The 22,466-nt window shown below is 65.6% G+C and carries 16 protein-coding genes and 1 tRNA gene; 8 read left to right on the forward strand and 9 right to left on the reverse strand.

Translation table 11 applies throughout. The features are described from left to right. Positions 1 to 91: 91 nt before the first annotated feature. Complete coding sequence (locus NNX38_RS15380; protein ID WP_255798825.1) at positions 92 to 511, reverse strand: hypothetical protein; 420 nt, start codon at positions 509 to 511, stop codon at positions 92 to 94. Between the two features lie 534 nt (positions 512 to 1,045). After that, positions 1,046 to 2,539, reverse strand: a complete 1,494-nt coding sequence (locus NNX38_RS15385) for an aldehyde dehydrogenase family protein (protein ID WP_255798826.1) — start codon at positions 2,537 to 2,539, stop codon at positions 1,046 to 1,048. A gap of 228 nt (positions 2,540 to 2,767) precedes the next feature. On the opposite strand from NNX38_RS15385, the gene NNX38_RS15390 reads away from it, so the two are divergent. Beyond that, the gene (locus NNX38_RS15390; protein ID WP_255798827.1) at positions 2,768 to 3,427 is read left to right on the forward strand and encodes a hypothetical protein; all 660 of its coding nucleotides are present in this window, start codon (positions 2,768 to 2,770) and stop codon (positions 3,425 to 3,427) included. A gap of 119 nt (positions 3,428 to 3,546) precedes the next feature. Next, positions 3,547 to 4,482: a PRC and DUF2382 domain-containing protein gene (locus tag NNX38_RS15395; RefSeq protein WP_255798828.1), complete on the forward strand. Its 936-nt coding sequence runs from the start codon at positions 3,547 to 3,549 to the stop codon at positions 4,480 to 4,482. A gap of 65 nt (positions 4,483 to 4,547) precedes the next feature. Here NNX38_RS15395 and NNX38_RS15400 read toward each other — a convergent pair whose 3' ends face one another. The 3 genes from NNX38_RS15400 to NNX38_RS15410 all read right to left on the reverse strand — a co-directional run bounded on the left by NNX38_RS15400 (position 4,548) and on the right by NNX38_RS15410 (position 11,435). Then, complete coding sequence (locus NNX38_RS15400; protein WP_255798829.1) at positions 4,548 to 5,342, reverse strand: alpha/beta fold hydrolase; 795 nt, start codon at positions 5,340 to 5,342, stop codon at positions 4,548 to 4,550. A 328-nt stretch (positions 5,343 to 5,670) separates the two neighbouring features. After that, a complete protein-coding gene (locus NNX38_RS15405; protein WP_255798830.1) occupies positions 5,671 to 10,635 on the reverse strand; it encodes an ExeM/NucH family extracellular endonuclease in 4,965 nt (1,654 codons plus the stop codon). 314 nt (positions 10,636 to 10,949) lie between these two features. After that, positions 10,950 to 11,435, reverse strand: coding sequence for a septum formation family protein (locus NNX38_RS15410; protein ID WP_255798831.1), 486 nt, complete (start codon positions 11,433 to 11,435; stop codon positions 10,950 to 10,952). Positions 11,436 to 11,654: 219 nt separating this feature from the next. Between NNX38_RS15410 and galT the strand changes: the two genes are divergently transcribed. Beyond that, entirely contained in the window at positions 11,655 to 12,758 is a 1,104-nt protein-coding gene (gene galT / locus NNX38_RS15415; protein WP_255798840.1) for a galactose-1-phosphate uridylyltransferase, read from the forward strand. Further along, positions 12,755 to 13,993 (forward strand): galactokinase, encoded by a 1,239-nt coding sequence (galK, locus tag NNX38_RS15420; RefSeq protein ID WP_255798832.1) that lies wholly within the window; start codon positions 12,755 to 12,757, stop codon positions 13,991 to 13,993. Before galT ends, galK begins: the two co-directional genes overlap by 4 nt. Here the strand turns inward: galK and NNX38_RS15425 are convergent. Beyond that, on the reverse strand, positions 13,971 to 14,600 hold the full coding sequence (locus tag NNX38_RS15425; protein ID WP_255798833.1) for a hypothetical protein: 630 nt from the start codon (positions 14,598 to 14,600) through the stop codon (positions 13,971 to 13,973). The two genes, galK and NNX38_RS15425, sit on opposite strands and share 23 nt — an antisense overlap. Continuing rightward, positions 14,597 to 15,073 carry a MarR family winged helix-turn-helix transcriptional regulator gene (locus NNX38_RS15430; RefSeq protein WP_255798834.1) on the reverse strand — a complete coding sequence of 159 codons (477 nt, stop codon included), beginning with the start codon at positions 15,071 to 15,073 and terminating at the stop codon, positions 14,597 to 14,599. Before NNX38_RS15430 ends, NNX38_RS15425 begins: the two co-directional genes overlap by 4 nt. 220 nt (positions 15,074 to 15,293) lie before the next feature. On the opposite strand from NNX38_RS15430, the gene NNX38_RS15435 reads away from it, so the two are divergent. Beyond that, positions 15,294 to 17,108 carry an NAD(P)/FAD-dependent oxidoreductase gene (locus NNX38_RS15435; protein WP_255798835.1) on the forward strand — a complete coding sequence of 605 codons (1,815 nt, stop codon included), beginning with the start codon at positions 15,294 to 15,296 and terminating at the stop codon, positions 17,106 to 17,108. Positions 17,109 to 17,360: 252 nt separating this feature from the next. Here NNX38_RS15435 and NNX38_RS15440 read toward each other — a convergent pair whose 3' ends face one another. Together NNX38_RS15440 and NNX38_RS15445 are read right to left on the reverse strand one after the other, a co-directional pair. After that, the gene (locus tag NNX38_RS15440) at positions 17,361 to 18,422 is read right to left on the reverse strand and encodes an SMP-30/gluconolactonase/LRE family protein (protein WP_255798836.1); all 1,062 of its coding nucleotides are present in this window, start codon (positions 18,420 to 18,422) and stop codon (positions 17,361 to 17,363) included. Between the two features lie 141 nt (positions 18,423 to 18,563). Next, positions 18,564 to 18,654, reverse strand: a tRNA-Ser gene (locus tag NNX38_RS15445). A 62-nt stretch (positions 18,655 to 18,716) separates the two neighbouring features. On the opposite strand from NNX38_RS15445, the gene NNX38_RS15450 reads away from it, so the two are divergent. The 3 genes from NNX38_RS15450 to NNX38_RS15460 all read left to right on the forward strand — a co-directional run bounded on the left by NNX38_RS15450 (position 18,717) and on the right by NNX38_RS15460 (position 22,382). Continuing rightward, a complete protein-coding gene (locus tag NNX38_RS15450; protein WP_255798837.1) occupies positions 18,717 to 19,694 on the forward strand; it encodes an NAD(P)H-quinone oxidoreductase in 978 nt (325 codons plus the stop codon). A gap of 199 nt (positions 19,695 to 19,893) precedes the next feature. Then, positions 19,894 to 22,185, forward strand: coding sequence for a carbon starvation CstA family protein (locus NNX38_RS15455; protein WP_255798838.1), 2,292 nt, complete (start codon positions 19,894 to 19,896; stop codon positions 22,183 to 22,185). Continuing rightward, the gene (locus NNX38_RS15460) at positions 22,182 to 22,382 is read left to right on the forward strand and encodes a YbdD/YjiX family protein (RefSeq protein WP_255798839.1); all 201 of its coding nucleotides are present in this window, start codon (positions 22,182 to 22,184) and stop codon (positions 22,380 to 22,382) included. Before NNX38_RS15455 ends, NNX38_RS15460 begins: the two co-directional genes overlap by 4 nt. The last annotated feature ends 84 nt before the right edge of the window (positions 22,383 to 22,466 follow it).

Genomic DNA, 22,466 nt, shown 5'->3' on the forward strand with positions numbered 1-22,466 from the left:
GGGGGGGGGGTGGGTGGCCCGGTGGGGCTAATTGGTTTGGCGGACGGGGGCTGCGCACCTCGGGACGTGCGCAGCCGCCGTCGTGCTGTGCCTAGCCGTTGTAGGTCAGCGAGAGCATCATTTCCTTCAGCTGCCGGTACATGTCGGTTTGCATCCAGGCCCGGGCGGCGGCGTCGTCGCCGAAAGCTCCCGGATCAATGATGGCCTCGAACCTGATGTCGCCGTCAGACATTGAAACCGTGCCGTAGGCATTGCCGCCATCCATGCCAGACGCATCCGGCAAGCCGTCGTCCTCCATCTGGACATGGTAGGTGCGCCCCGTGATTTCCCACGGTGCGCCCCCGTAGACCGGACGGGACTCGAACTGGAAATAGACAGGCTCGCCAAACTTGTTCGTGTAACCGGGCAGTTCCTGCGCGTCGTACATGATGTGCCCCGGGCTGGGTACTGCGATGTTGTGGAGGTCAGCTCCGCTGTAGAAGTTGGCTACCGGGTTCCCGGTGGGGTCCATAACAGTAAATGCGGCCGGGGATACATACCCGGCCACAAGTGGATGAAAGGGCAAAGGTTCCGCCGGAACGGCTGACCATCCGGCTGGAAGCGTGAAGCTATGTAGTCCGTTGGCGGTGGTGACGGTGACTGGTGCTGCCGGTTCAGGAACGGGCGTTTCCGTTGGCGTCGCTGACGGTGTTGCAGAAGGTGCCGTTACCGATGGTGTTGCTGAAGCAGACGGCGTGGCCGTCGTGCTCTTCGAGGCCGCCGATTCGGCGGCCGTCTCCGCGCCGCAGGCAGTCAGTAAGACAGCGGACGCGAGAACCAAGGTGCACGTGCGGGTGCGGGCTCGGCGGATAAAAGCGGTCAATCCAATCAATTCCCCCAGTAGTTCGGCGCGGAGTTTCCGGGCCGGTAAGAGGGAGACTAACAACGCGCCAGACGCCCGGGGGCGTGTCGCGTCCAAGCGTAGCCAAGACGTAATACGACGACGGCCCCGCACCATTTGGTGCGGGGCCGTCGTCGTCGTTACCTGCCGGTATCCGTTACCGGATTAGAACGGGTATTCCCGCGGAGCGTGCTGGACGCTGATGGTGTGGTCCGTGGTGAATTCGTCGATGGCCCACTCGCCGTTGAAGCGGCCGAGGCCGGAGTTCTTCTCGCCGCCGAAGGCAATGTGCGCCTCGTCCTGGACCGGGAAGTCATTGACGTGCGTCATGCCTGCCTTGATGCGGCGGGCGAACTTGACGCCTTCTTCCAGGTTGGAGGTGAAGACGGCGCTGGAGAGGCCGAGGTCGGTGTCATTGGCCAGTGCCAGTGCGTCCTCGGCGTCCTTGGCGCGCATGATCCCGGCGATCGGGCCGAAGATCTCCTCGCGGGCCAGCTCCATGTCCTTGGTGACGTCGGCGAAGACGGTCGGGGAAAGTACCTGGCCGTTGATTTCGCCTTCGATCATGAGGCGGGCGCCTTCGGACTTCGCGGTCTCGATCTTGGTCTTCAAACCCTCGAGCTGCTTGGCGTTGATGATCGGGCCCACGACGTTCTTCGGGTCGGTCGGGTCGCCGGCGTTCAGCGTCTTCACGTGCGCCGTGAACTTCTCGACGAATTCGTCGTAAACGGCGTCTTCGACGATGATCCGGTTCACGGCCATGCAGATCTGTCCCTGGTGCAGGAACTTGCCCATGGCCGCGGCGCGGACTGCCTGGTCAACGTCGGCGTCGGCGAGAACCACGAACGGGCTGTTGCCGCCGAGCTCAAGGGCCGTGTACTTCAGCGTGGCGCCGGTTGCGGCCAGGGCGCCGATGTTCTTGCCCACCGGCGTCGAGCCGGTGAAGGAGATCATCCGCGGGGTCGGGTGCTCCACGAAGGCGTCGCCGATTTCCGAGCCGGCGCCGACGACGGCGTTCAGTACGCCTGCGGGCAGGCCGGCCTCTTCAAAGATCTTGGCGATGATGAGGGCGCCGGTGACCGGGGTGTCGCTGGCAGGCTTGAGGACGACGGCGTTACCGAGGGCCAGGGCTGGAGCGACGGAGCGCTGGGAGAGGTGCAGCGGGAAGTTCCAGGGGCTGATGACCCCGACGACGCCCAGCGGGGCACGGTAGACGCGCAGTTCCTTGTTCGGGGTATCCGAGTCCATGATCTTGCCGGACACACGGTGCGGGAAGGTGGCTGCCTCGCGGGTGATGGAGGCGGCGGAGGCAACTTCGATGTTGGCCTTCAGCATGGTGCTGCCGGATTCGGCGTTGAGCCAGGCAATGATCTCATCGCGGCGTTCCTCGAAGATTTCTGCTGCGCGGGCGATGACGGCTCGACGCTCGTTCGGGGTCCGGGCCGCCCAATCCTTCTGGGCTTCCTCTGCAGCGGCGTACGCGTCATTGAGGTCTTCGCGGGAGGCCTGCTGCATGGTCATCAGCTGCGAACCATCAAAGGGGTTGGTGTCCGTGAGGGTCTTCTCCGAACGGCCGTCGCGCCATTCGCCGCCGATGAACTGCTTGGCGGGGATCCAGTCGGTGAGGGCCGGGGAGGTCGATTCGAGCTGAGTTGTCATGATTTCTCCTAGATGAATCTTGACGGTGTATTGCTGCCTACAACCCGGAAGGGGCCGGATCAATTCCCGAAGGCACCGATGTGGGGCACGGCCGAAGGGAGGAGATCGGCTGTCAAGGGCCACAGATACTAAGTACCCTTTTTATTTCTCTCTGTTCAGCCTAGCGTTGGCAGTACCAGTGGCCAAAAGGGGAATCGCCCGGCTGCTCTTACCGCAAAGGACACGTTCATGAGCACAAGTGCAGGTGCGGCAGGGGACCGCGGACGAAAGGCTGCAGGCCAGGGGTCCGGAGAGCACCGAGACGGTGCGGGCCCGACTCCGGACGGCACGCGGGGCGACGGGGTGGACAACACCAGCCGCCGGCGAGTGGTCGAGCGTGAGAAAGCGACCTTCGGTGGAGTGAAGATCGGCTCGGCGTTTTTTGGCTGGCTGACCGCCATCGGAACCACGGTGCTGCTGAGCGCCCTGGCCACCGCCCTCGGCGCGGCAGTGTTGTTGAACGACGACAGCCCGGATTCCACGGCCATCACGATCACCGGAACCATCATCCTGCTGGTGATCCTCTTCGTGGCCTATTACTGCGGCGGGTACGTTGCGGGGCGAATGGCCCGTTTCAACGGGATGAAGCAGGGCATTGCTGTGTGGGTGTGGGCAGTGGTTATCGCCATTGTGGCAGCCATCCTGGCAGCGATTGCGGGGGACCAGTTCAACATCCTGGTTGAACTCAACGGATTCCCCCAGATCCCGATGTTCGGTGACAACGCAACGGCTTCGACGATCATCGCCGCCGTCGTGGCCGCAGCAGTGGCCCTGATCGGGGCTATCCTCGGCGGGCTGGGCGGCATGCGCTTCCACCGCCGGGTGGACAAGGCCGGGCTGGGGGACTGACCGACCAGGCGAACACGCCGGCGCCGAAGAAAACCGGCGGAAAAGTCGTGGGGGAAGCGGGGGATGCGGTAACTAAGGCAGCACCATGCGCCCACGAGGCGCGGAAACAGGAGAACAACGTGATCACCAGTGAACAGATCGACACGATTATGAACCACGGAACCGTGGAAGGGCCGAACGGGGAAAAGATCGGCTCGGCAGGCGATATTTACCTGGACGACGAGTCGGGCCAGCCGGCCTGGGTAACCACCAAGACCGGGCTTTTTGGTTCCAAGGAGAGCTTTGTCCCCCTGGCGGAAGCCACGGTTGAGGGATCTGTTGTGCGGGTGCCGTACTCCAAAGAAATGGTGAAGGACGCGCCGCGGGTGGACAAGGACGGACATCTCAGCGACCAGGAGCAGGATGAGCTGTACAGCTACTACTCCATTGGCACCTCCGGTACGTCGGGTACTTCCGGTACCTCGGGCCAGCGGAGCTCTGCAGGGTCCGGGGTTGGAACCTCTAGCGGCAGCGGCACCTCGAGCGGAAGCGGAACCTCGAGCGGAAGCGGAAGGTCGAGCGGAAGCGGAACCTCGAGCGGAAGCGGAACCTCCGGCCGGACGGAAAGCAGCCGGGGCTCGGACCACGGCCAGGTGGGGCATGACACTTCCGGCCCCACCACGGATGACGCGATGACCCGCTCCGAAGAGCAGCTCCACGTTGGGAAGCAGAGCCGGGAGTCCGGCAGGGCCCGCCTGCGCAAGTACGTCACCACTGAGAACGTCAGCAAGACGGTGCCGGTCAGCCATGAGGAAGCCCGGATTGAGCGTGAGCCCATCACGGACGCCAACCGTGGCTCCGCCATGGACGGACCCGCCATCAGCGAGGAGGAGCACGAAGTGACCCTCCACGCCGAAGAGCCAGTGGTGGAAAAGGAAGCAGTCCCGGTTGAGCGTGTCCGGCTGGACACCGAAACGGTGACAGAAGAGGCCACCGTCACCGAAGAGGTCAGCAAGGAGCAGATTGACATGGAGGGTGAAGGCGGGAGCGGCCGCGGCGGCAAACGCAGCCGCTGATTAGCCCCCCTCACGCCCCGCAGGCCGCCGGATTCCTCCGGCGGCCTGCGGTGGTTAACGGGTCGCTATCCGGCGCCGTCGGGATGTTCCGCCATCCACCGGTCCAGCACGGCCGCAAAGTCCCCGCTGCTGCGCTCCGGCCACCAGTGCCCGGCAGCCACCTTGCGGATTTCCACCCGGGGGAAACGGCTTTCCAAGCCGGAGACCAGCTTCGGCGAAAGGAACGGGTCTTTAAGCGGAACGATCACCTGCACCGGGCCGGGATAGCCGCCGTCGGGTACCGCGCCGCCGGAGCGGAACATATTGGCCCGGTAAAGCTGCAGGCCCCGAACTCCGCTGTCGCCGATTTTCCGGCCGGCGTATTTTTCGTAGCGCGGAGTCAGCAGGTACTTCCAAGCCGCGTCGGGCAGGACCGGCACGTGGAAGGCGGCAACGTACCAGCTCCGCAGCGCCTGGAAAAGGGCCTGCGGCCACAGCCGGGGTGAGCGCAGCCGGGTCCTGAACCAGCGCCGGAAGTGTCCCAGATCCGGCCCCGAGATGCTGGTGTAACTGAGGATCCTGCCTTGTGCCCGCGGGTCCTGTAGCGCCGCCCACCCCTGGATGGATCCCCAGTCGTGGCCCACCAGATGCGCTCTTCTTGTTCCGGTGGCATCGAGGACCGCATAGAGGTCCTCCACCAGCAGTTCCAGCCGGTAGGGCGCCAGGGATCCGCGGTCCGCGGCGTTTCCTGTCAGACGCGAGGCGCCGGCGTTGCGGGTGTCGTACGTGATGACATGCCGGCCGGCAGCCAGGCGTTCCACTACGCCGTCGAACACGTGGTGGTCATCCGGGTAGCCGTGCACCAGCAAGATACTGGGCACCGCGGTATCCGGAGTCCCGTGCTGGTACACAGCGAGTTCCGCGCCTCGGCTCCGGACCGTGCTCCGTCCGCCTCCGGGTGGTTCCTGCAGTTGCTGTCCTGGGTCTTGGTTCCGGTTCATGCGGTGGTCCTCTCCCGCTGCCGGATTCGGCAGTCGTATCTGCGGGTTCCCACCAGAGTACGGTCTGCGAACGAAGTAAACCCCTTTGGAAAGGACGAACTCCGCCTACGGCGGGAGCAGCCGGTTCCTTCAGGGCATATGGATAGGGGAGGTCCGGAATACCGGACCTCCCCGTCAAACTGTCAAACTGTTAACCCGTCTCGTGCCGTCAGAGGCCGAACTTAGAGTGGTAGCGATTCATGAAAGCTGCCATCGCGTCGCGCTTCACTGGCTCGTATGGACGGTATGTTTGGCTGCCGTTGGCTTCCGTCCAGCCGGTGGAGATGCCGGTAGACGCCATCCATGCGATCTCTTTGTAGAACTGGTTGCCGGTGGGCACATCCGAGAACGGGGATTTCTGCGGCGGGGTGAAATCCGGGCTTCCGGCCAGCCTGTACATAAAGGCAGCCATCGCGTCTCGGCTTACAGGCTGCAAGGGACGATACGTCTTGGTGCCGTTGGCTTCCGTCCAGCCGGTGGAGATGCCGGTGGACGCCAGCCAGGTGATTTCCTTGTAGAACTGGTTGCCGGTGGAAACATCTGCAAACGGGGATTTCTGCGGCGGGGTGAAATCCGGGTTTCCGGCCAGCCTGTACATAAAGGCCGCCATCGCGTCTCGGTTCGCACGCTCCAAGGGACGGTACGTCTTGGTGCCGTTGGCTTCCGTCCAGCCGGTGGAGATCCCCTGGGTCGCCATCCACTGGATGTCGTCGTAGAACTGGATTCCCACAGGCACGTCGGCGAACAGCGGCGTCGGTGCAGGTGCCGCAGCCTTCTCGACCGTGACCGGCAAGGTCACCGTGGTGCCGGATCCATCAGCCGTCAGGACCAGGGACCCGGCGCCGGAAGCCGACGCGGGAACCGTCGCGGTAACTGTGGCGGAACCGGCGCTGACCGGTACCGTGCCCAGGGCCGTGGAGGTCCCGGCAGCATCTACGAAGCTGACTGCCAGCGACGTGTTGGCAGGGCTGCCGAGCGACGTCAGGTCCAGCTGGCCGACGGTGAACGTCGCCTCCGTGCCTGCCTTGACCGCGGTGGGTGCACCCTTGACGACTACGCCCTGACGGGCAAAGTCGGGGGACAGCGGACTGTTGGCCGAGATGTAACTGATCCAGGCGTCGCGGTCCACCAAACCGGTGTCGCGGGTGTCCTTGCCTTCTGCGAAGACGGTGAAGTTATCTCCGCCCTGGGCCAGGAAGCTGAACGTACCCACCCGGTAGTCGCGGGCCGGGTCCATGGCAGCACCGTTGATGGTGACGCTCTGGATCCGTGCGCCGCGGGGCTGGTCCGGGTCGAAGGTGTAGGTGATGTTGTCGGAAAGGCCGAGGGCCAGGAAGGCGCGTGAACTGCCTTCCGGCTGCCACTGCTGCTCCAGCATCGTCTTCAGCTGGGCACCGGTCAGCGTGGTGGTCCAGAGGTTGTTGACGAAGGGCAGGACCGCGTTGGCCTCGGCGTAGGTAATGACGCCGTCCTCGCCGTAGTAAAGCTCGGCGCGCAGGCCGCCCGGGTTGGTGACGCCGATTTCGGCGCCGCCGCGTTCGGGTGCGGCAAGGGTGGAAAGGAGCGAGTCGGCCACCAGTCCGCCGAGGGTGGATTCGGAGCTGCGGTCATCGCGGGCAGTGCCCACGAAGGCCGAGGTGATGTCCGCGGTGACGGAGCCGACGGTCTGGTTGCCCACCTCAGCCGAGTGGGCCAGGGCGGCGTCGACAATCCGCTTTACTTCGGCCACGGCCGGGTAGGCAGCTACCAGTTCCGGTGCGGCCGTCTTGGTGCGGGCCACGTTGGCCGCGGTGTAGGACGTCACTTCGTCGGTTTCTTCGTTGTATTCCAGCCGGATCTGGCCGATGAATTCACCGTAGGAACCGGTCTGCACCACGGGACGGGTTTTGCCGTCTTCGCCGGGAATGGCTGCATCCCAGGCGTACTGCTTGTGGGTGTGCCCGGTGTAGATGGCATCGACCAGCGGGGTGGTGTCATTCACGATCTCCGCGAAGGCACCGCCGGCAGCCAGTTCCTGATCCAGGGTGGCGCCGTCGGGAGTGCCGCTGCCGGCACCCTCGTGGTATTCGGCGATTATCACGTCGGCAAGGCCCTGCTCCACCAACTGCTCGGCTACGCGGTTGACCGCTTCCACCGGATCACCGAAGTCCAGGTTGCTGATTCCGCCCGGGCTGACCAGGCTTGCCGTCTCCTGGGTGATGGCACCGATAACGGCAACATCCACCCCGTTGACGTCGATGATCTCGTACTCCTGCAGCGCAGGTGTGGTGGTGCCCTTGGTGTAGACGTTGGAGCCCAGGTAGGGGAACTGCGCGGCTGCGTCGACGCGGCCGGTCAGGTCCGCGAAACCGCCGTCGAACTCATGGTTGCCGACCGCCGAAGCCTGCAGCCCAAGGGCGTTCAGGACATCGATGGTGGGCTGGTCCTGCTGCGCCGAGGAGGCGAACAGGGACGCGCCGATATTGTCACCGGCGGACAGGAACAGTGAGCTGCCCTCCGGTGCGCCGGCCTTCAGCTCTTCAACGGTTCCGGCGAACGGCACCGTGTTGGCATCAATCCGTCCGTGGAAGTCATTGATGTTCAGCAGGTTCAGCGTGGAGGTGTCCGTACCTTCGGCGGTCAGGTCCATGCCGACGAGGATTGGGTCATGGTCCGAGGCCCGATAGGGATCCGGTGCGTAGAAATCGGTCGCGTTGTAGTTGTAGCGGCTGTATTCGAAGGCCACCGACTCCACGGAGTTGATGTTCCAGATATCCGTTCCCGTGACAGCTTTATTGGCTGCCGGGGAAGCCAGGATGTGGTCCAGGCTGCCGACGGTCCCGCCGAAGGCGTAGGAGTGCTTGCCCGTGGTTGCGCCGAGGTCAACGTAGCCGGCGTCAACCAGCACCTTGATGGGATCCTCCGCGTGGTAGGCGTTGAAATCGCCGAGCAGGAACACCTTGTCCGTGCCGGCTGCTTCCGATGCGGTCCCGGCGAAGTCCACCAGTGCCTGCGCCTGCCGGACGCGGTCTGCGTTCCAGCCGCCCTGGCCGGTGTCGGCATTTTCGCCGGAGGCGGGCGCCGACCCCTTGGACTTGAAGTGGTTGGTGACGGCGAGGATTTCCGTGCCGTCTTCGCCGCCGGCAGGGCGGAAGGCCTGAGCCAGCGGTTCGCGGGCGTTGGAGAAGGCCGCTTCGTCGTCCAGAATGGTGGATTCGCCGACGGGCTCGGCGGTTCCGGTGCGGTAGATGAAGGCGGAGCGGATGACGTCTTCATCAGCGGGCAGGTCCGCGGGGGAGCGGACGTAGTCCCAGGTTCCCGGTGCCTGTGCGTTCAGGGCTGCCACCAGGCGGGACAGGGCGTCATCGCGGTCCTTGCCGAAGGCAGCGGAGTTCTCCACCTCCATCAGTGACACGACGTCGGCGCCCAGGGCGTTGATCGCGGCCACGATTTTGGCCTGCTGGCGTTCCAGGTTCGCGGCGTTGGCGGCGCCGCGGGCGTCGCAGCCTCCGTTGACGGTCACGGGTTCGCCGCTGCGGTTCTTGTAGAAGGTGCAGCCGGACAGTGTGTCACCCGTGGTGGTGAAGTAGTTCAGCACGTTGAAGGACGCGAGCTTCAGGTTGCCGCCCACGCTCTCGGGTGCCGCAGTGCGGGTGTTGGTGAACGACGCCGGCGTGGCGGTGGCCGCGTTGGCCTGCGTCAGTTCGGTCAACGGCTGGAATTTCCAGGCGCTGTTGCGGAAGTCCAGGATCACGCCGGTGCTGAAGGTAGCCGCGGCACCCACCCGAACCGGGTTTTCCGGTGTCAGGTAGGGCAGGGGCGTGCCCTGGTTGGCGGCGTTGAGGAAGTTGGTGCTGGCGCCGTCGTCGAGCTTTACGGCACGGGCAGCGTTGTCCGCTATGACGGCGGCGTGCTCCGGAGTTCCAACGGCAGCTTCAGCGGTCGGCTGGACAAGCGGAGAATCGCCGGCGGCGAGGCCGATTTCAGCGTACTGGTTCAGTGAAAAGTTATCGGTGACGGTGAACTCGCCCTGAGGCGCCAGCAGCATGCCCTCGAAGGTCTCGCGCTGTTCCTCGGTTGCCGGCCAGGCTACGGCGGCGGGCTTGACCTCGGGCGCCGCTTCGCTGAGCTTCGTCATGGCGCCGTCGGCGACGGTGAGCTGCGTGAGGTTGTAGTACTCGCCTACGGTACCGGTGACCTCGACGTAGTCGCCGGCGGTCACCTGGCCCGCAGTTGCCGCGGAGAAGATGAAGATGCCTTCCGATGCGGTGTGCGTGGCCGGGTTGATGTCACCGCCTGTACCCGGGGTCTGGATGTAGTAGCCGTTGAAGCCGCCGGTGGCGTAGACGCCCGTGACCTTGCCGCGGGTTGTGACCGTCTGGCCGGTCAGCGGGCTGGCCGCGCCGGTGCCCTGGATCTCTGCGATCGGAACCGCGTCGCCCGGGACCGGCACCGGTGCCGGCGTGGTGGGTGTGGGGGTCGGGGCGGGCACGGTGGGAGCCGTGCCGGCCGAAGACGTGGGGGTGACCGACGTGCTGAGGGTGAAGTCGGCGGCGTTGTTGTTCGTATCTGCGAACCCGGCACGGTTCAGCGACTTCGGATCCGAGTTGCCGGCCGGTGCGGCCGCGCCTGCGGTCTCGAAGGTGTTGGAGGTGCCGTAGCCAACCAGGTCCACCACGCCGGGAGCGCCGATGACCGAGCCGGTGGGCAGCGGATCAATACGGGTGCCCTGGGTCGAGAGAATCAGGGTGCCGCCGCCTCCGGCGAAGCTGGCGCCGATGGTGGCGTCGGCGTTCGGGAGGGCCGCGCCGGTGGTGCCGTTGCTGGCGCCGGAAACCAGGTAATATCCGCCCGGAGCGATGCTGCCGGAGAGGGTGCCGACGCCGGTGGGCGCCGCGGTGGCGCCCGCGGCCCGGTACTGGAGGGACCAGCCGTCCAGGCTCACCGGTTCACTGGTGGGGTTGTAGAGCTCCACGAACTTGGTGTTGAACGGGGCGTTGGCGCTGCCGCCGGACAGATAGGCCTCGTTGATGATGATGCCGGGGACGGCGGCGTTGCCGTCCTGTGCGTAGGCCGGGAATGCGGTCAGCGGGGCGGCGAGAAGGCCTGCTGACAGGGCGGTCCCGAGCGCGGCCTTCCATGGGAAAGGTCTCATGCCTCATACTCCTTGGTCGGCCGTGCGGGCCGACAGGTAATGGCCGCCGGAAGCGGCGGCAGGGGATACAGCGAGTGATTACGAAGGGTGATGCTAGGCGGGGCGGGTTACGAACAGGTGTCCGTCCGGTGACATGCGTCAATGCATGAGCTTCGGGAAGGTTCCGCCGTGTCCCTCTAGGAGGCGGAAAAGTGATCGCCAGCACAGTGTACGGCCTTGCGCCCCCACTTCCTGAAACGAGGTACTGAGGAGTAACAAAGGAGCGCCGCCGGCCGTAACGGCCGACGGCGCTCCTTTGCTGGAGGCTTCGAAGTCTAGAGGCCCGAGTCCTTGTAGGATTCGGACACTTCCTCACCCGTCGTGTCCCCGAGCGTGCACATGATTGCCCGGTCATTCTCCTGGTCCCAGGACTCCGGGGTCGGGATGATGTAACCCGCAATCAGCGTCGTTTCCTCGACGGTGCTGCCAACGTAACCCTCGAACTCCTCGGTACAGACGTTCTTGGCGTTGAGATCGAGGACCCCCTCCCCGGGGTAGTCCCCGCCAGACATTTCAGATACGAAGAACACCTCCTGCTGGTGCGGTTCGTCGCAGGGGATGAGATCAACCTCTACAACCTCGACGACCTCCTCGTTCTCCGCACCCGACTCGGTGCTGGGGTTGGTAAAGCAATCCCCGGCCTTGAGGTCGGCGTACCCTGTGCCGTCCGAACCGAGCAGGCCTGCGCAACCGGTCAGCAGGCCGGCGAGCAGGACGGGAAGGACCAGGCCCCGAGCGCGGGCAGTCTTTGCGGAATTCATGACGTTTCTCCTCATGCAGCGTGGCGGCGCACCCCCATGGCGACCAGGAACCACGCGAACATCCTACGGTCGAAATGAAGTCCCTTTGCCTGCTCGGCCAAGAGGGCGCGGGCCCTTATGGTCGTAGTGAACGTTAAGCGAGTTCCAAGCCGCCGAAGAGGAGACCAATACGTGTCCGGCCAGTTTCCTGCTCCCGATTCCGGCGCGGATGTGCAGCCGATCGTCCACCGCCGGCACCGGCTCGCCGACGGCCGGGAGTCGCTGTTCTTCACCGACCGCGGCGGGCAACCGGTGGAAACGGTCGGGGATGCCCGTCCGCTGGATTCCCGGTCCGGCGACGGGGAGGTGCGCTTCGACCGGCTAACCGGGGAGTGGGTGGCCGTGGCCGCCCACCGCCAGGCCCGGACCTACCTGCCGCCCGCCGACCAGTGCCCCCTGTGCCCCACCCGTCCGGAACGGATGTCGGAAATCCCGGCGGAGGACTTCGACGTCGTGGTCTTCGAGAACCGCTTCCCCTCTCTGGGGCCGGAGCTTGGCATCCTGCCGGAACCGGGCGGGACAGCGGATGAACGCGCACTGTGGGGGCGCCCCTCGCCGGCGTTCGGCCGCTGCGAAGTGGTGGTCTTCACCCCGGAGCACAACGGCTCCTTCGCTTCGCTGCCCTACACCCGCGCCCGCACCGTCGTCGAGGCCTGGGCGCAGCGTACCGAGGAACTCTCGGCCCTGCCGGGCATCGCGCATGTGTTTCCTTTCGAGAACCGGGGCCGGGACATCGGTGTCACGCTGCACCATCCGCACGGGCAGATCTATGCCTATCCGTATGCCGCGCCCCACGCCGCCCGGCTCGCCCGGCGCTCCCGGCGGCACCTGTCCGAGCATGGCCGGGCACTGATGGGTGAGCTGCTCCGGGACGAGTCCGGGTCCGGGGAGCGCATGGTCCTGACTGGGAGGCACTTCTCCGCGTATGTGCCCTACGCGGCGCGCTGGCCGCTGGAAATCCATCTGGTCCCGCACCGCCAGGTTCCGGACCTGGCCGCGCTCACCGGGGAGGAGCGCGACGAGCTCGCTGCCGTCTACCTGGAACTGCTGCAGCGGGTGGACGGACTGTATGACACCCCCACTCCGTACATTTCCGCCTGGCACCAGACACCGGTCAACGCCGCTGACCGGGAGGCCGGCTGGCTGCACCTGCAGCTCACCAGCCCCCGCCGTGCCGCGGACAAGCTGAAGTTCCTGGCCGGCTCCGAAGCGGCGATGGGTGCCTTCATCAACGACACCACCGCGGAGCAGACCGCCGCCCGCCTTCGGGAGGTGCGTATATGAACGCGCCGGTTCCGCCGGTGCAGTCCCGGGCGGAGGACCTGGCCCGGCGCTTTGCCGAGGTGTACGGCGCCGAGCCCGACGGCGTGTGGCGGGCACCCGGGCGGGTGAACCTGATCGGCGAACACACGGACTACAACAACGGCTTCGTCCTGCCGTTTGCCATCGACCGCAGCGCCCTCGTGGCCGTGCGGCTGCGCCGGCCGGGCTCTGAACCGGACTTTGAACGGGAGGCGGAGGCCGACGTCGTACGCGTCGCCTCCACCTATGCTCCGGACGGTGAGGAGCTGTCCCGTGCGCGGTTCTCCGTCGGCGGGCTGGAGCCGGGCGGGGTTGGCGGCTGGGCGGCGTATCCGGCGGGAGTGGTGTACGCGATGGTGCACAGCTCCGGGGCCGCCGTCCCCGGGTTTGACCTGCTGCTGGATTCCACCGTGCCGGTAGGTGCGGGCCTGTCCTCCTCGCACGCCGTGGAAGTGGCGGTGACCGTGGCACTGAACGAGCTGCTGGAGCTTGGGCTGGACCGGCCCCGGATGGCCCGGCTGACCCAGTACGCCGAAAATGAGTTCGTCGGTGCGCCCACGGGCATCATGGACCAGTCGGCATCATTGATGGGACAGGAAGGCAGCGCACTGTTCCTGGACTGCCGCAGCCTCGACTCCGAAACCGTGCCGCTGCCCCTGGCCCGGCACGGATTGGAAATGCTGGTCATCGATACGCGGGTGGTCCACAGCCACGCCGACGGCGGCTACAGTGCCCGGCGCTTGTCCTGTGAACGCGGAGCGGCGGCGCTGGGCGCGGCGTCGCTGCGGGAGGTGCCTGCCGGCACTTCCCTGGACGGGCTGGACGCGGAAACCCGGCGGCGGGTGCGGCACGTGCTCGGGGAGAACGAACGCGTGCTGCAGGTTGTGCGGCAGCTGCGGGCGGACGACGTCGGCGGCATCGGGAACCTGCTGACCGCCTCCCACGCCTCGTTGCGGGATGATTTCGAGGTGTCCTGCCCGGAGCTGGACCAGGCCGTGGACGCGGCGCTCGCCGCCGGTGCGCTCGGCGCCCGGATGACCGGCGGGGGATTCGGCGGCTCAGCCATTGCCCTGATTCGGCGCGATGATGAGGAACGGGTCAGTGCGGCTGTGCTGGCGGCCTTCGCAGCTCGGGGTTTTCGGGAACCTGCCCTGTTTACTGTGCTTCCGGCGGACGGAGCCGGGCGGGTCCGGCTCACCTGGTCCCGAGGGGAATGACTGCCCGGCCGCTCCGGTCGCCCGCATTGCCGTCCTCGCCCTGCGAATACACCGCGAAGGAAATCGTTGCGGTTTTTTCACCCCACTGCACGGAAAAGGCTCCGCCACTGAACGGATCGTAGCCGTCATCGGTCAACATCTGGTCCCGGTATTCGTAGACCGGGCCTTGCACCTGTTCGTAGACGGCATGCGAGCCGATCAACAAAATGCTCTGGTTGTTGATCAGCAGCGTGTGCTCTCCCGCCGGCGCTGAGATTCTTTGGTAGCCGGGCCCCGAGAAGACAAGGGTGAGGAATCCATATCCAGCGAGGAGGAGCAACCATGCGCAGGTGATGACGCCGCCGAGGACGCCGGCGGCGCGACGCAGAAACACATGGCTAAAGAGGCTGCTGAACCAGGGAACGAGTGTCCAGGAAGCTCCGAGGAAGAAACACCAGGCCGCCGCCAGTGCAACCACTATCAACTGGCCGGTGCCGATTCCCGCCCCGAGGTAAAACAGGGTCCCGCTGTCCTGGAGCACGCGGAGGAGATAGGCCAGTGCCATGAGGCTTGCCGCCTGGACCAACAGGTTGGCCCCGGTGATAAGGCGCGGCGGCAGAATCGTCATTTCTTGGCGTCCACCCTGCGGCCCATTTCGGCATGGACGGCACGCATGCCCTGTTCAAGCGCGTGCAGGTCATCGATTGACAACCGCGAGAGAATTTCGACATTAAGTTCGGGGCGTCCGGCCACGAGCCGGCGAACCACCGTCCGTCCCAGCGGCGTTGCCTTTACCCGGCGTACCCGTGCATCCAGGGGATCCTCCGAACGGACGGCCACGCCCTGGGCAACGAGCCGGTCGATCAGGCCGGACATGGACGCCATGGAAACGCCGAAGGACTCCGAGAGGCCGCGGCCGGTGGCACCATCCTCTGCGGTTACAAGAACGGTCAGAACCTTCAACTGGCGCACCGTCAGGTCCGTGGACAGCAACGGATCGAGGAAGCTCGGCAGGGCCGTCGACTGCAGGGAATCGGCCAGTTCTTCGAGACTCAGCAGCACGCGTTCGCGTTCCTGCTGCTCATTGCTTCCTTCGGTCATGAGTTCACCGTAGTTGCCCCGGACGTGTCGGCAAACACAGAGGTCAGCGAACCCTCAGCCAAATTAGTTAGGGTGAGGCTAACCGTTTATTGGTTTTTGAGATATACCGGCGTCCCCGCGGCTGCAGTTCGGAGTGAGACGGACTCCGAGCGCCCCGGCGTCGCAGTCCTCCCGCTCTGCCCTGGGTCATGGGAACGCGCAAGCGAAGCGAGGACACTACATGAGCAGCACGCAAACCCCCATAGCGTACGAGCGCATAGAAGACGGCCTGGACGTCGAGGCGTTGAGGGCGAAGTACAAGGTGGAAAGGGACCGGCGGATCCGCCCGGACGGCGCCACCCAGTATCAGCCGGCCAAGGGAAAATTCGGCTACTACGCCACAGATCCCTACACTCCCCGCACCGAGCGGGAGCCATTGACGGACACCGTGGAGGTGCTGGTGATCGGCGGCGGGTTCGGCGGGCTGATGACCGGAGCGCGGCTGCGGCAGGCCGGCGTCGAAAGCATCCGCATGATGGATGAAGCGGGGGACTTCGGCGGCACCTGGTACTGGAACCGCTACCCCGGCATCCGCTGTGACATCCAGTCCTACGTCTACCTGCCGCTGCTCGAAGAAGTGGGTTACATGCCCACCGAGCGCTACGCACCGGGGGAAGAGATCCGTCGGCACGCCGTGGCCATCGCCGAGCGTTTCGACCTCTACCGCGACGCCGTTTTCCATACGCGCGTGACCGGCCTGACCTGGGACGACGAAGCATTGGAATGGATCGTCTCCACGGACCGCGGGGACTCGATCCGGGCCCGCTACGTGATCACCTCCTCCGGAACGCTCACGCAGCCGAAGCTGCCGGGCATTCCCGGCATCGACTCCTTCAAGGGGCACACCTTCCACACCAGCCGCTGGGACTATGGCTACACCGGGGGAGACCAGTTCGGCAATCTCACCGGACTGGCGGACAAGAAGGTGGCCGTGGTGGGCACCGGTGCCACGGGCATTCAGGTCATCCCCATGGTGGCGCGCGACGCCGAGCAGCTCATCGTCTTCCAGCGCACGCCGTCGTCGGTGGACATCCGGAACAACCGGCCCACCGATCCTGCCTGGGCCGCCTCCCTGAAGCCGGGCTGGCAGCAGGAACGGATGGAAAATTTCCTGGCAGTGGTCTCCGGGGAGCCGGTGGAGAAGGACCTCACCCGGGACGGCTGGACCTCGGTGCCCCAGCTGCACCGCAAGATGATCAGCGGCGCCGTCGACAAGTCCGTTTCGGCAGAAGAACGTGAACGGCTCGACGAGCTCGTTGATTTCCGGAAGATGAACTCCATCCGCGCCCGGGTGGACGAGGAAGTCTTCGATCCGAAGACGGCCGAAAAGCTCAAGCCCTGGTACCGCTACATGTGCAAGCGCCCCACCTTCAGCGACTACTACCTCGAGACGTTCAACCTTCCCAACGTGACGCTGGTGGACACGGCGGACTTCGGCGGCATCACCCGCATCACGGAAAACACGATTGTGGTGGGCGAGGAAGAATACGAGGTGGACTGCATCATCTTCGCCACCGGCTTTGAGGTAGGCGTCTCGGGTGTCACCTCCGGGGCCATGCCGGTGACCGGGCGCAGCGGCCAGACCCTCCTGGAAGCCTGGGGGCGGGGCCCGCGCACGCTGCACGGCTTCTACACGCACGGCTTCCCGAACCTGTTCCACCTCGGCTCCCTGCAGAACGCCAACTCGGTGAACTTCGTCCACATCCTGCTGGAACAGGCCAACCACATCGGCGCCGTCATCGGCAGGGCACGCGAGGTGGGTGCCCGCTACATCGAGCCGACGGCGGAAGCCGAGGCGGCCTGGGGCGAAACCATCCAGCGGACCTCCGCGGACAACCGCAAGTTCGCCGCGGAATGCACGCCCGGCTACTACAACCGCGAGGGCAACCCGCCGCCCGTCAGCTTCTCCTTCAGCCCGGGGCCGGTAGTGTTCCACCGGCTGCTGAAGCAGTGGCGCGAGGAACGCATCGACGAGGTGCTGGTGACCGGGGCTTAGCGCTTCTGCGCTGCGGCTTGCGGGCCTAGCCCCCGGTCACCTGCGGTGCCTGGCCCGCCTCACCTGCGGGGCCTGGCTCCGGCGGCAACGAAATTCCAGAGCTCGCAGAGCTCGCTTGGAATATTAAAGCCGCCTCCGCCAGGCCCCTACGGGTGCATGTCACCCCTAGTAGTCAGCAGCGAGGCGCTCCGGAGGCGGCGCGCCTCGCCAGGATGCCCCGCACCTCATCCGTGCTGTTCTTGGTGGGGGAGGTTAGCCGCCGTTTGATTGGCGGATACCGGTGGACAGGGCATCGAATCCGTAGATGAAGCCGCCGTCAGGGCCGCTGACCGTTAGGTAGGCCTCCTTGGTGTCGGGCTTGATGGCGATATTGGTGGCCGAGGTAAGGCCTTCCCGGTCTTCGGCGGGGACGGTGATGGTGGACAGGAGTTCGCCGTGGGGGCTGTAGACAAAGATGCGTGGCTGTCCATGGACGGCCTGGTAGACGTTGCCGTCGGCGTCCACGGCGTTGGAATCCGTCTGGCTGGTGCCGCCGTCAAAGTGCATGCCGGGGTGCGAGGTGGTGACTTCGGTTTTGTCCTCGTTCAGCACCAGGTAGTCGATCCGGTTGTCCATGTACTGGCTGACCCACAGGGCTTTGAAGTCCTCGCTGAAGGAGATGCCGTTCGGGGCGGCAAGGTTCTCGGCGAGGACGGTGGCCTCCGCGGTGTCCTTGTCGATCCGCACCACCCGGCCCTTTGCTTCCCACGCCGGATCCGCGTAGCCGGTGGAATCGCTGATGAAGAGGTTTCCCTCCTCGTCGAAGGCCAGATCGTCCGGGCGTATGGGGGAGCCGTCGACGTCGCCGGTGAAGAAGGTCAAGGGGTCCTTGCCGTCGGCGGTGATGCTGTCGATTTTTCCGCCGGCAAAGTCCGTCAGGTAGATCCGGCCGTCCTTCGGGCTGAACTGCGCTGAGGTGTAGGCGCCGTTGCCCTCGGTGTAGATGCGGGAAACGGACTCATCCTCCACGTCCACCCGCATCACCTTGGGTTCACCGGCCGGAGCCGTGACATCGACAACGAACAGGCCGCCGTCGGGCCCGAACGTGGGGCCTTCGATGAGGGTCATGCCGGTTTCCGGATGGATGGAGCTGACCTGGAGCACGCGCTCGGCGGTCTGTTCGGGGACCCCGTGCATTCCGGTGTTCGACGCCGATTCGTCATGATCGTCGTCACCGTCTCCCGCCGCGCATCCGCTGAGCGCCGCGGCCAGACCTAGCGTGAGTGCGGCCAGGCGGACCGGCTTCGGAAAGGTGGGCTGGTTGCGGTGGGACATGCGGCGGCTCCGATGCGGTGGGGGACTGCGGAAGCAATTACTTAGGACAAGCCTAAGTGATTGCTTCCGTCACGTTCCGGCGCCGGAGTCCGCCGGAAACAGAAGAAGCGGTCCCCACTCAGGGGACCGCTTCTCGTTGTCTGGCGGAAGGTAAGGGATTCGAACCCTTGGTACGGGGTTACCGCACACTGGTTTTCAAGACCAGCTCCATCGGCCGCTCGGACAACCTTCCTCACTATGTAGTCTGGCAGAAGGGATGAAATCACCAAAATTCCCTAAATCTGGAAGGACAGCATGAAAGCCATCGTTATTGGAACACCCGGCGGACCGGAAGCACTGGAACTGCAGGATGTTCCTGCTCCCGAGGTCGGACCGGGCGAGGTGCTGATCGACGTCATCGCCGCCGGCATCAACCGCGCAGACGTGATGCAGCGCCAGGGCCACTACCCGGTGCCCGCCGGAGCATCCGAGTATCCGGGACTGGAAGTTTCCGGCCGCATTGCCGCCCTGGGCGAGGGAGTTGAAGGTTTCGCTGTGGGAACCGAAGTGGTGGCCCTGCTGACCGGCGGCGGATATGCCGAGCAGGTTGCCGTTCCCGCCGGGCAGGTCCTGCCCCTCCCGGACGGCTTCGACGCCGTCACCGCAGCGTCCCTGCCGGAAACGGCCGCCACCGTCTTCTCCAACCTCTTTATGGCTGCCGGCGTCAAGGAGGGGGACTACGTCCTCATCCACGGCGCCACGGGCGGTATCGGCACCATGGCCATCCAGATGGTTGCCGCGTTCGGTGCCGTTCCGATGGTGACCGCAGGCTCGGCCGAAAAGCTGGAACTGGCTGAATCACTCGGTGCGAAGGTCCTCATCAACTACAAGGAGCAGGACTTCGTAGAAGCCGTTCGTGAAGCCACCGGCGGGCATGGCGCGGACGTCATCCTCGACGTCGTCGGCGCGAAATACCTGCAGCGGAACCTGGACGCGCTCGCCGTCGCCGGCCGCCTCGTGATCATCGGGTTGCAGGGCGGCACCAAGGCCGAGTTGAACCTGAACCAGCTCATGACCAAGCGCGCCGCCGTCATCGGCACCACCCTGCGAGGCCGGCCCGTGGAGGAAAAGGCGGCCATCATGTCCGCCGTCGGCGAATACGTCTGGCCGCTGCTGGTTTCCGGCCAGATCCGCCCCCTGGTGGACCGCACCTTCCCGCTGGCCGAGGCCGCCGCCGCGCACGAGTATTTCGACTCCGGGCAGCACGCGGGGAAGATCCTGCTGACGATCTAGGCCAGCACTCCGCCGGGCGGCATCGCGCCCGGCAGAATCCCCGACGACGACGGCGGCCGATCACCTGTGCGGCCGCCGTCACGTATGTCTGTGATCGCCGCCTCATGCGCTGGTAATCTGCAAAGTGCAGGGCCACTCCCTGCCCCCGTTCGGTACGTATGTCAATGCAGACAAGCCACCGCAGACAAAAGGGATCATCATGAGCGAGAACCAACGGCGCCGGGCCGACAACCGGCAACTGGACGGCGACGTCCTGGAACAGGACCCGGCACTGCCGCCGGTGGCCGTGGATCCGGAAGTCCTCGAGGCGGAGGACCGCCGCTGGACACCCGCGAAGATCGCCATTTGGGCGGGCATTGCCCTGTTGGGCGGCTTCAGCTGGACCATGCTCGCCATAGTCCGCGGCGAAACCGTGAACGCCATCTGGTTTGTGTTCGCCGCCGTGTGCACCTACCTCATCGGCTACCGCTTCTATTCAAAGCTCATCGAAGCGAAGCTGCTGAAGCCTAATGACCGCCGCGCCACCCCCGCCGAGTACAAGGCGGACGGCAAGGACTACGCCGCCACGGACCGCCGGGTCCTCTACGGCCACCACTTCGCCGCCATCGCCGGCGCCGGACCGCTCGTCGGGCCGGTGCTGGCCGCACAGATGGGCTACCTTCCCGGCACCATCTGGATCATCGTTGGCGTGGTGCTCGCCGGAGCCGTCCAGGACTATCTGGTGATGTTCTTCTCCATGCGCCGCGGCGGACGTTCCCTGGGCCAGATGGCCCGGGATGAACTCGGCCTCATCGGCGGTACCGCCGCCCTGATCGCCACCCTGGTCATCATGATCATCATCGTGGCCATCCTTGCCCTGGTGGTGGTGAACGCCCTCGCCGAAAGCCCATGGGGTGTCTTCTCCGTGAGCATGACCATCCCCATCGCCCTGTTTATGGGTGTGTACCTGCGCTACCTGCGTCCGGGCAAGGTCACCGAGGTCTCCATCATCGGCTTCGTCCTCCTGCTCGCCGCCATCATCGCCGGCGGCTGGGTTGCCGGCACCCCGCTCGGTGACGCCCTGACCCTGGAACCGACCACCATTGCGTGGGGCATCATCATCTACGGCTTCATCGCCGCGGTCCTGCCGGTCTGGCTGCTGCTGGCCCCGCGCGACTACCTCTCCACCTTCATGAAGGTGGGAACCATCGTGATGCTGGCCGTAGCCATCATCATCGTCCGCCCGGAAATCAGTGTTCCGGCGGTCAGCGAGTTCGCCAGCCGGGACGACGGTCCGGTGGTCGCCGGACCGCTCTTCCCGTTCCTCTTCGTCACCATCGCCTGCGGTGCCCTGTCCGGCTTCCATGCGCTGATCTCCTCCGGCACCACCCCGAAGATGCTGGAGAAGGAACGCCAGACCCGCTTCATCGGGTACGGCGGCATGCTGATGGAATCCTTCGTCGCCATCATGGCGCTGGTGGCCGCCCTTTCAATTGACCGCGGCATCTACTTCGCCATGAACTCCTCCGCCGGAGCCACCGGCGGCACGGTCGAAGGCGCCGTCGCCTTCGTCAACGGGCTGGGCCTGGCCGGCGTGAACCTCACCCCTGACATGCTCTCGTCGCTGGCGTCCAGCGTGGGCGAGGAATCCATCGTGTCGCGCACCGGCGGCGCCCCTACCCTCGCCGTCGGCCTGGCCACGATCATGCACAGCCTGATCGGCGGGCCTTCCATGATGGCCTTCTGGTACCACTTCGCGATCATGTTCGAGGCGCTGTTCATCCTCACCGCGGTCGACGCCGGCACCCGGGTGGCGCGGTTCATGCTGCAGGACACCATCGGCAACGTGGCCCCGAAGTTCAAGGACATGTCCTGGCGTCCCGGAGCCTGGATATGTACGGCAATCATGGTCGCCGGCTGGGGGTCGATCCTGATCATGGGGGTCACGGACCCGCTGGGCGGCATCAATACGCTGTTCCCGCTCTTCGGCATCGCCAACCAGCTCCTGGCCGCCATTGCGCTGGCCATCTGCATGGCAATCATCGCCAAGAAGAACGCATTCAAGTGGCTCTGGATCGTGGCACTGCCCCTGGCGTTCGCCGCGGTGGTGACCATCACGGCGTCGTTCTACAAGATCTTCTCGCCGGTGCCGAGCGTGGGGTACTGGGCCAACCATGAGGCCTTCCAGCAGGCACTGGCCGACGGGAAAACCAGCTTCGGCACCGCCAAGACCGTGGAGGCCATGGAGGCGGTGGTGCGCAACACGCTCATCCAGACCACGCTCTCGGTGGTGTTCGTGACCCTGGCGATCATCGTCATCATCACGGCCATCATTGCCAGCATCCGGTCCTTCCGTTCGGGCGGCGCCCCGAGCGCCGAGGACCCGGCCGTTCCGTCCCGCACGTTCGCACCGGCCGGTTTCCTGGCGACGCCGGCCGAAAAGGAGATCATGGCCCAGTGGGACTCGCTGCCGGAGGATGACCGGCCCGCAAAGAGGGCGGCGCACACATGAGTGCCGCCGTCGCCGTCCGGCACGGGGTGGCCGGGTTCGTCCGGTTCTTCCGGGACGTGATGGGGGAGGATGCGTACCGCAAGTACACGGACTTCCATGCCGCGTCCGGCTGCACCTCGCCCTTGATGAGCGAACGGGAGTTCTGGCGGGACAAGATGGACCGGCAGGACGCCAACCCGGAGGGCCGCTGCTGCTAGCGCGGCAGCCGGTCCGGCAATAAGTACGACGGCGGCACCGCAGCTGATTGCCTCAGCTGCGGTGCCGCCGTCGTGGGTTCGGGT

Origin of the sequence: Arthrobacter sp. zg-Y238 (assembly GCF_024385525.1) — a bacterium.
Lineage (GTDB): Bacteria > Actinomycetota > Actinomycetes > Actinomycetales > Micrococcaceae > Arthrobacter_B > Arthrobacter_B jinronghuae.

What these genes read in the sequence shown, in the direction of transcription:
- NNX38_RS15460 (WP_255798839.1), top strand. Translation starts at nt 22,182, where the DNA reads ATGAGTGCCGCCGTCGCCGTCCGGCACGGGGTGGCCGGGTTCGTCCGG.
- galK (WP_255798832.1), top strand. Translation starts at nt 12,755, where the DNA reads ATGAACGCGCCGGTTCCGCCGGTGCAGTCCCGGGCGGAGGACCTGGCC.
- NNX38_RS15410 (WP_255798831.1), bottom strand. Translation starts at nt 11,435, where the DNA reads ATGAATTCCGCAAAGACTGCCCGCGCTCGGGGCCTGGTCCTTCCCGTC.
- NNX38_RS15450 (WP_255798837.1), top strand. Translation starts at nt 18,717, where the DNA reads ATGAAAGCCATCGTTATTGGAACACCCGGCGGACCGGAAGCACTGGAA.
- NNX38_RS15380 (WP_255798825.1), bottom strand. Translation starts at nt 511, where the DNA reads ATGGACCCCACCGGGAACCCGGTAGCCAACTTCTACAGCGGAGCTGAC.
- NNX38_RS15435 (WP_255798835.1), top strand. Translation starts at nt 15,294, where the DNA reads ATGAGCAGCACGCAAACCCCCATAGCGTACGAGCGCATAGAAGACGGC.
- NNX38_RS15440 (WP_255798836.1), bottom strand. Translation starts at nt 18,422, where the DNA reads ATGTCCCACCGCAACCAGCCCACCTTTCCGAAGCCGGTCCGCCTGGCC.
- NNX38_RS15430 (WP_255798834.1), bottom strand. Translation starts at nt 15,073, where the DNA reads ATGACCGAAGGAAGCAATGAGCAGCAGGAACGCGAACGCGTGCTGCTG.
- NNX38_RS15405 (WP_255798830.1), bottom strand. Translation starts at nt 10,635, where the DNA reads ATGAGACCTTTCCCATGGAAGGCCGCGCTCGGGACCGCCCTGTCAGCA.
- NNX38_RS15390 (WP_255798827.1), top strand. Translation starts at nt 2,768, where the DNA reads ATGAGCACAAGTGCAGGTGCGGCAGGGGACCGCGGACGAAAGGCTGCA.
- NNX38_RS15455 (WP_255798838.1), top strand. Translation starts at nt 19,894, where the DNA reads ATGAGCGAGAACCAACGGCGCCGGGCCGACAACCGGCAACTGGACGGC.
- NNX38_RS15385 (WP_255798826.1), bottom strand. Translation starts at nt 2,539, where the DNA reads ATGACAACTCAGCTCGAATCGACCTCCCCGGCCCTCACCGACTGGATC.
- NNX38_RS15425 (WP_255798833.1), bottom strand. Translation starts at nt 14,600, where the DNA reads ATGACGATTCTGCCGCCGCGCCTTATCACCGGGGCCAACCTGTTGGTC.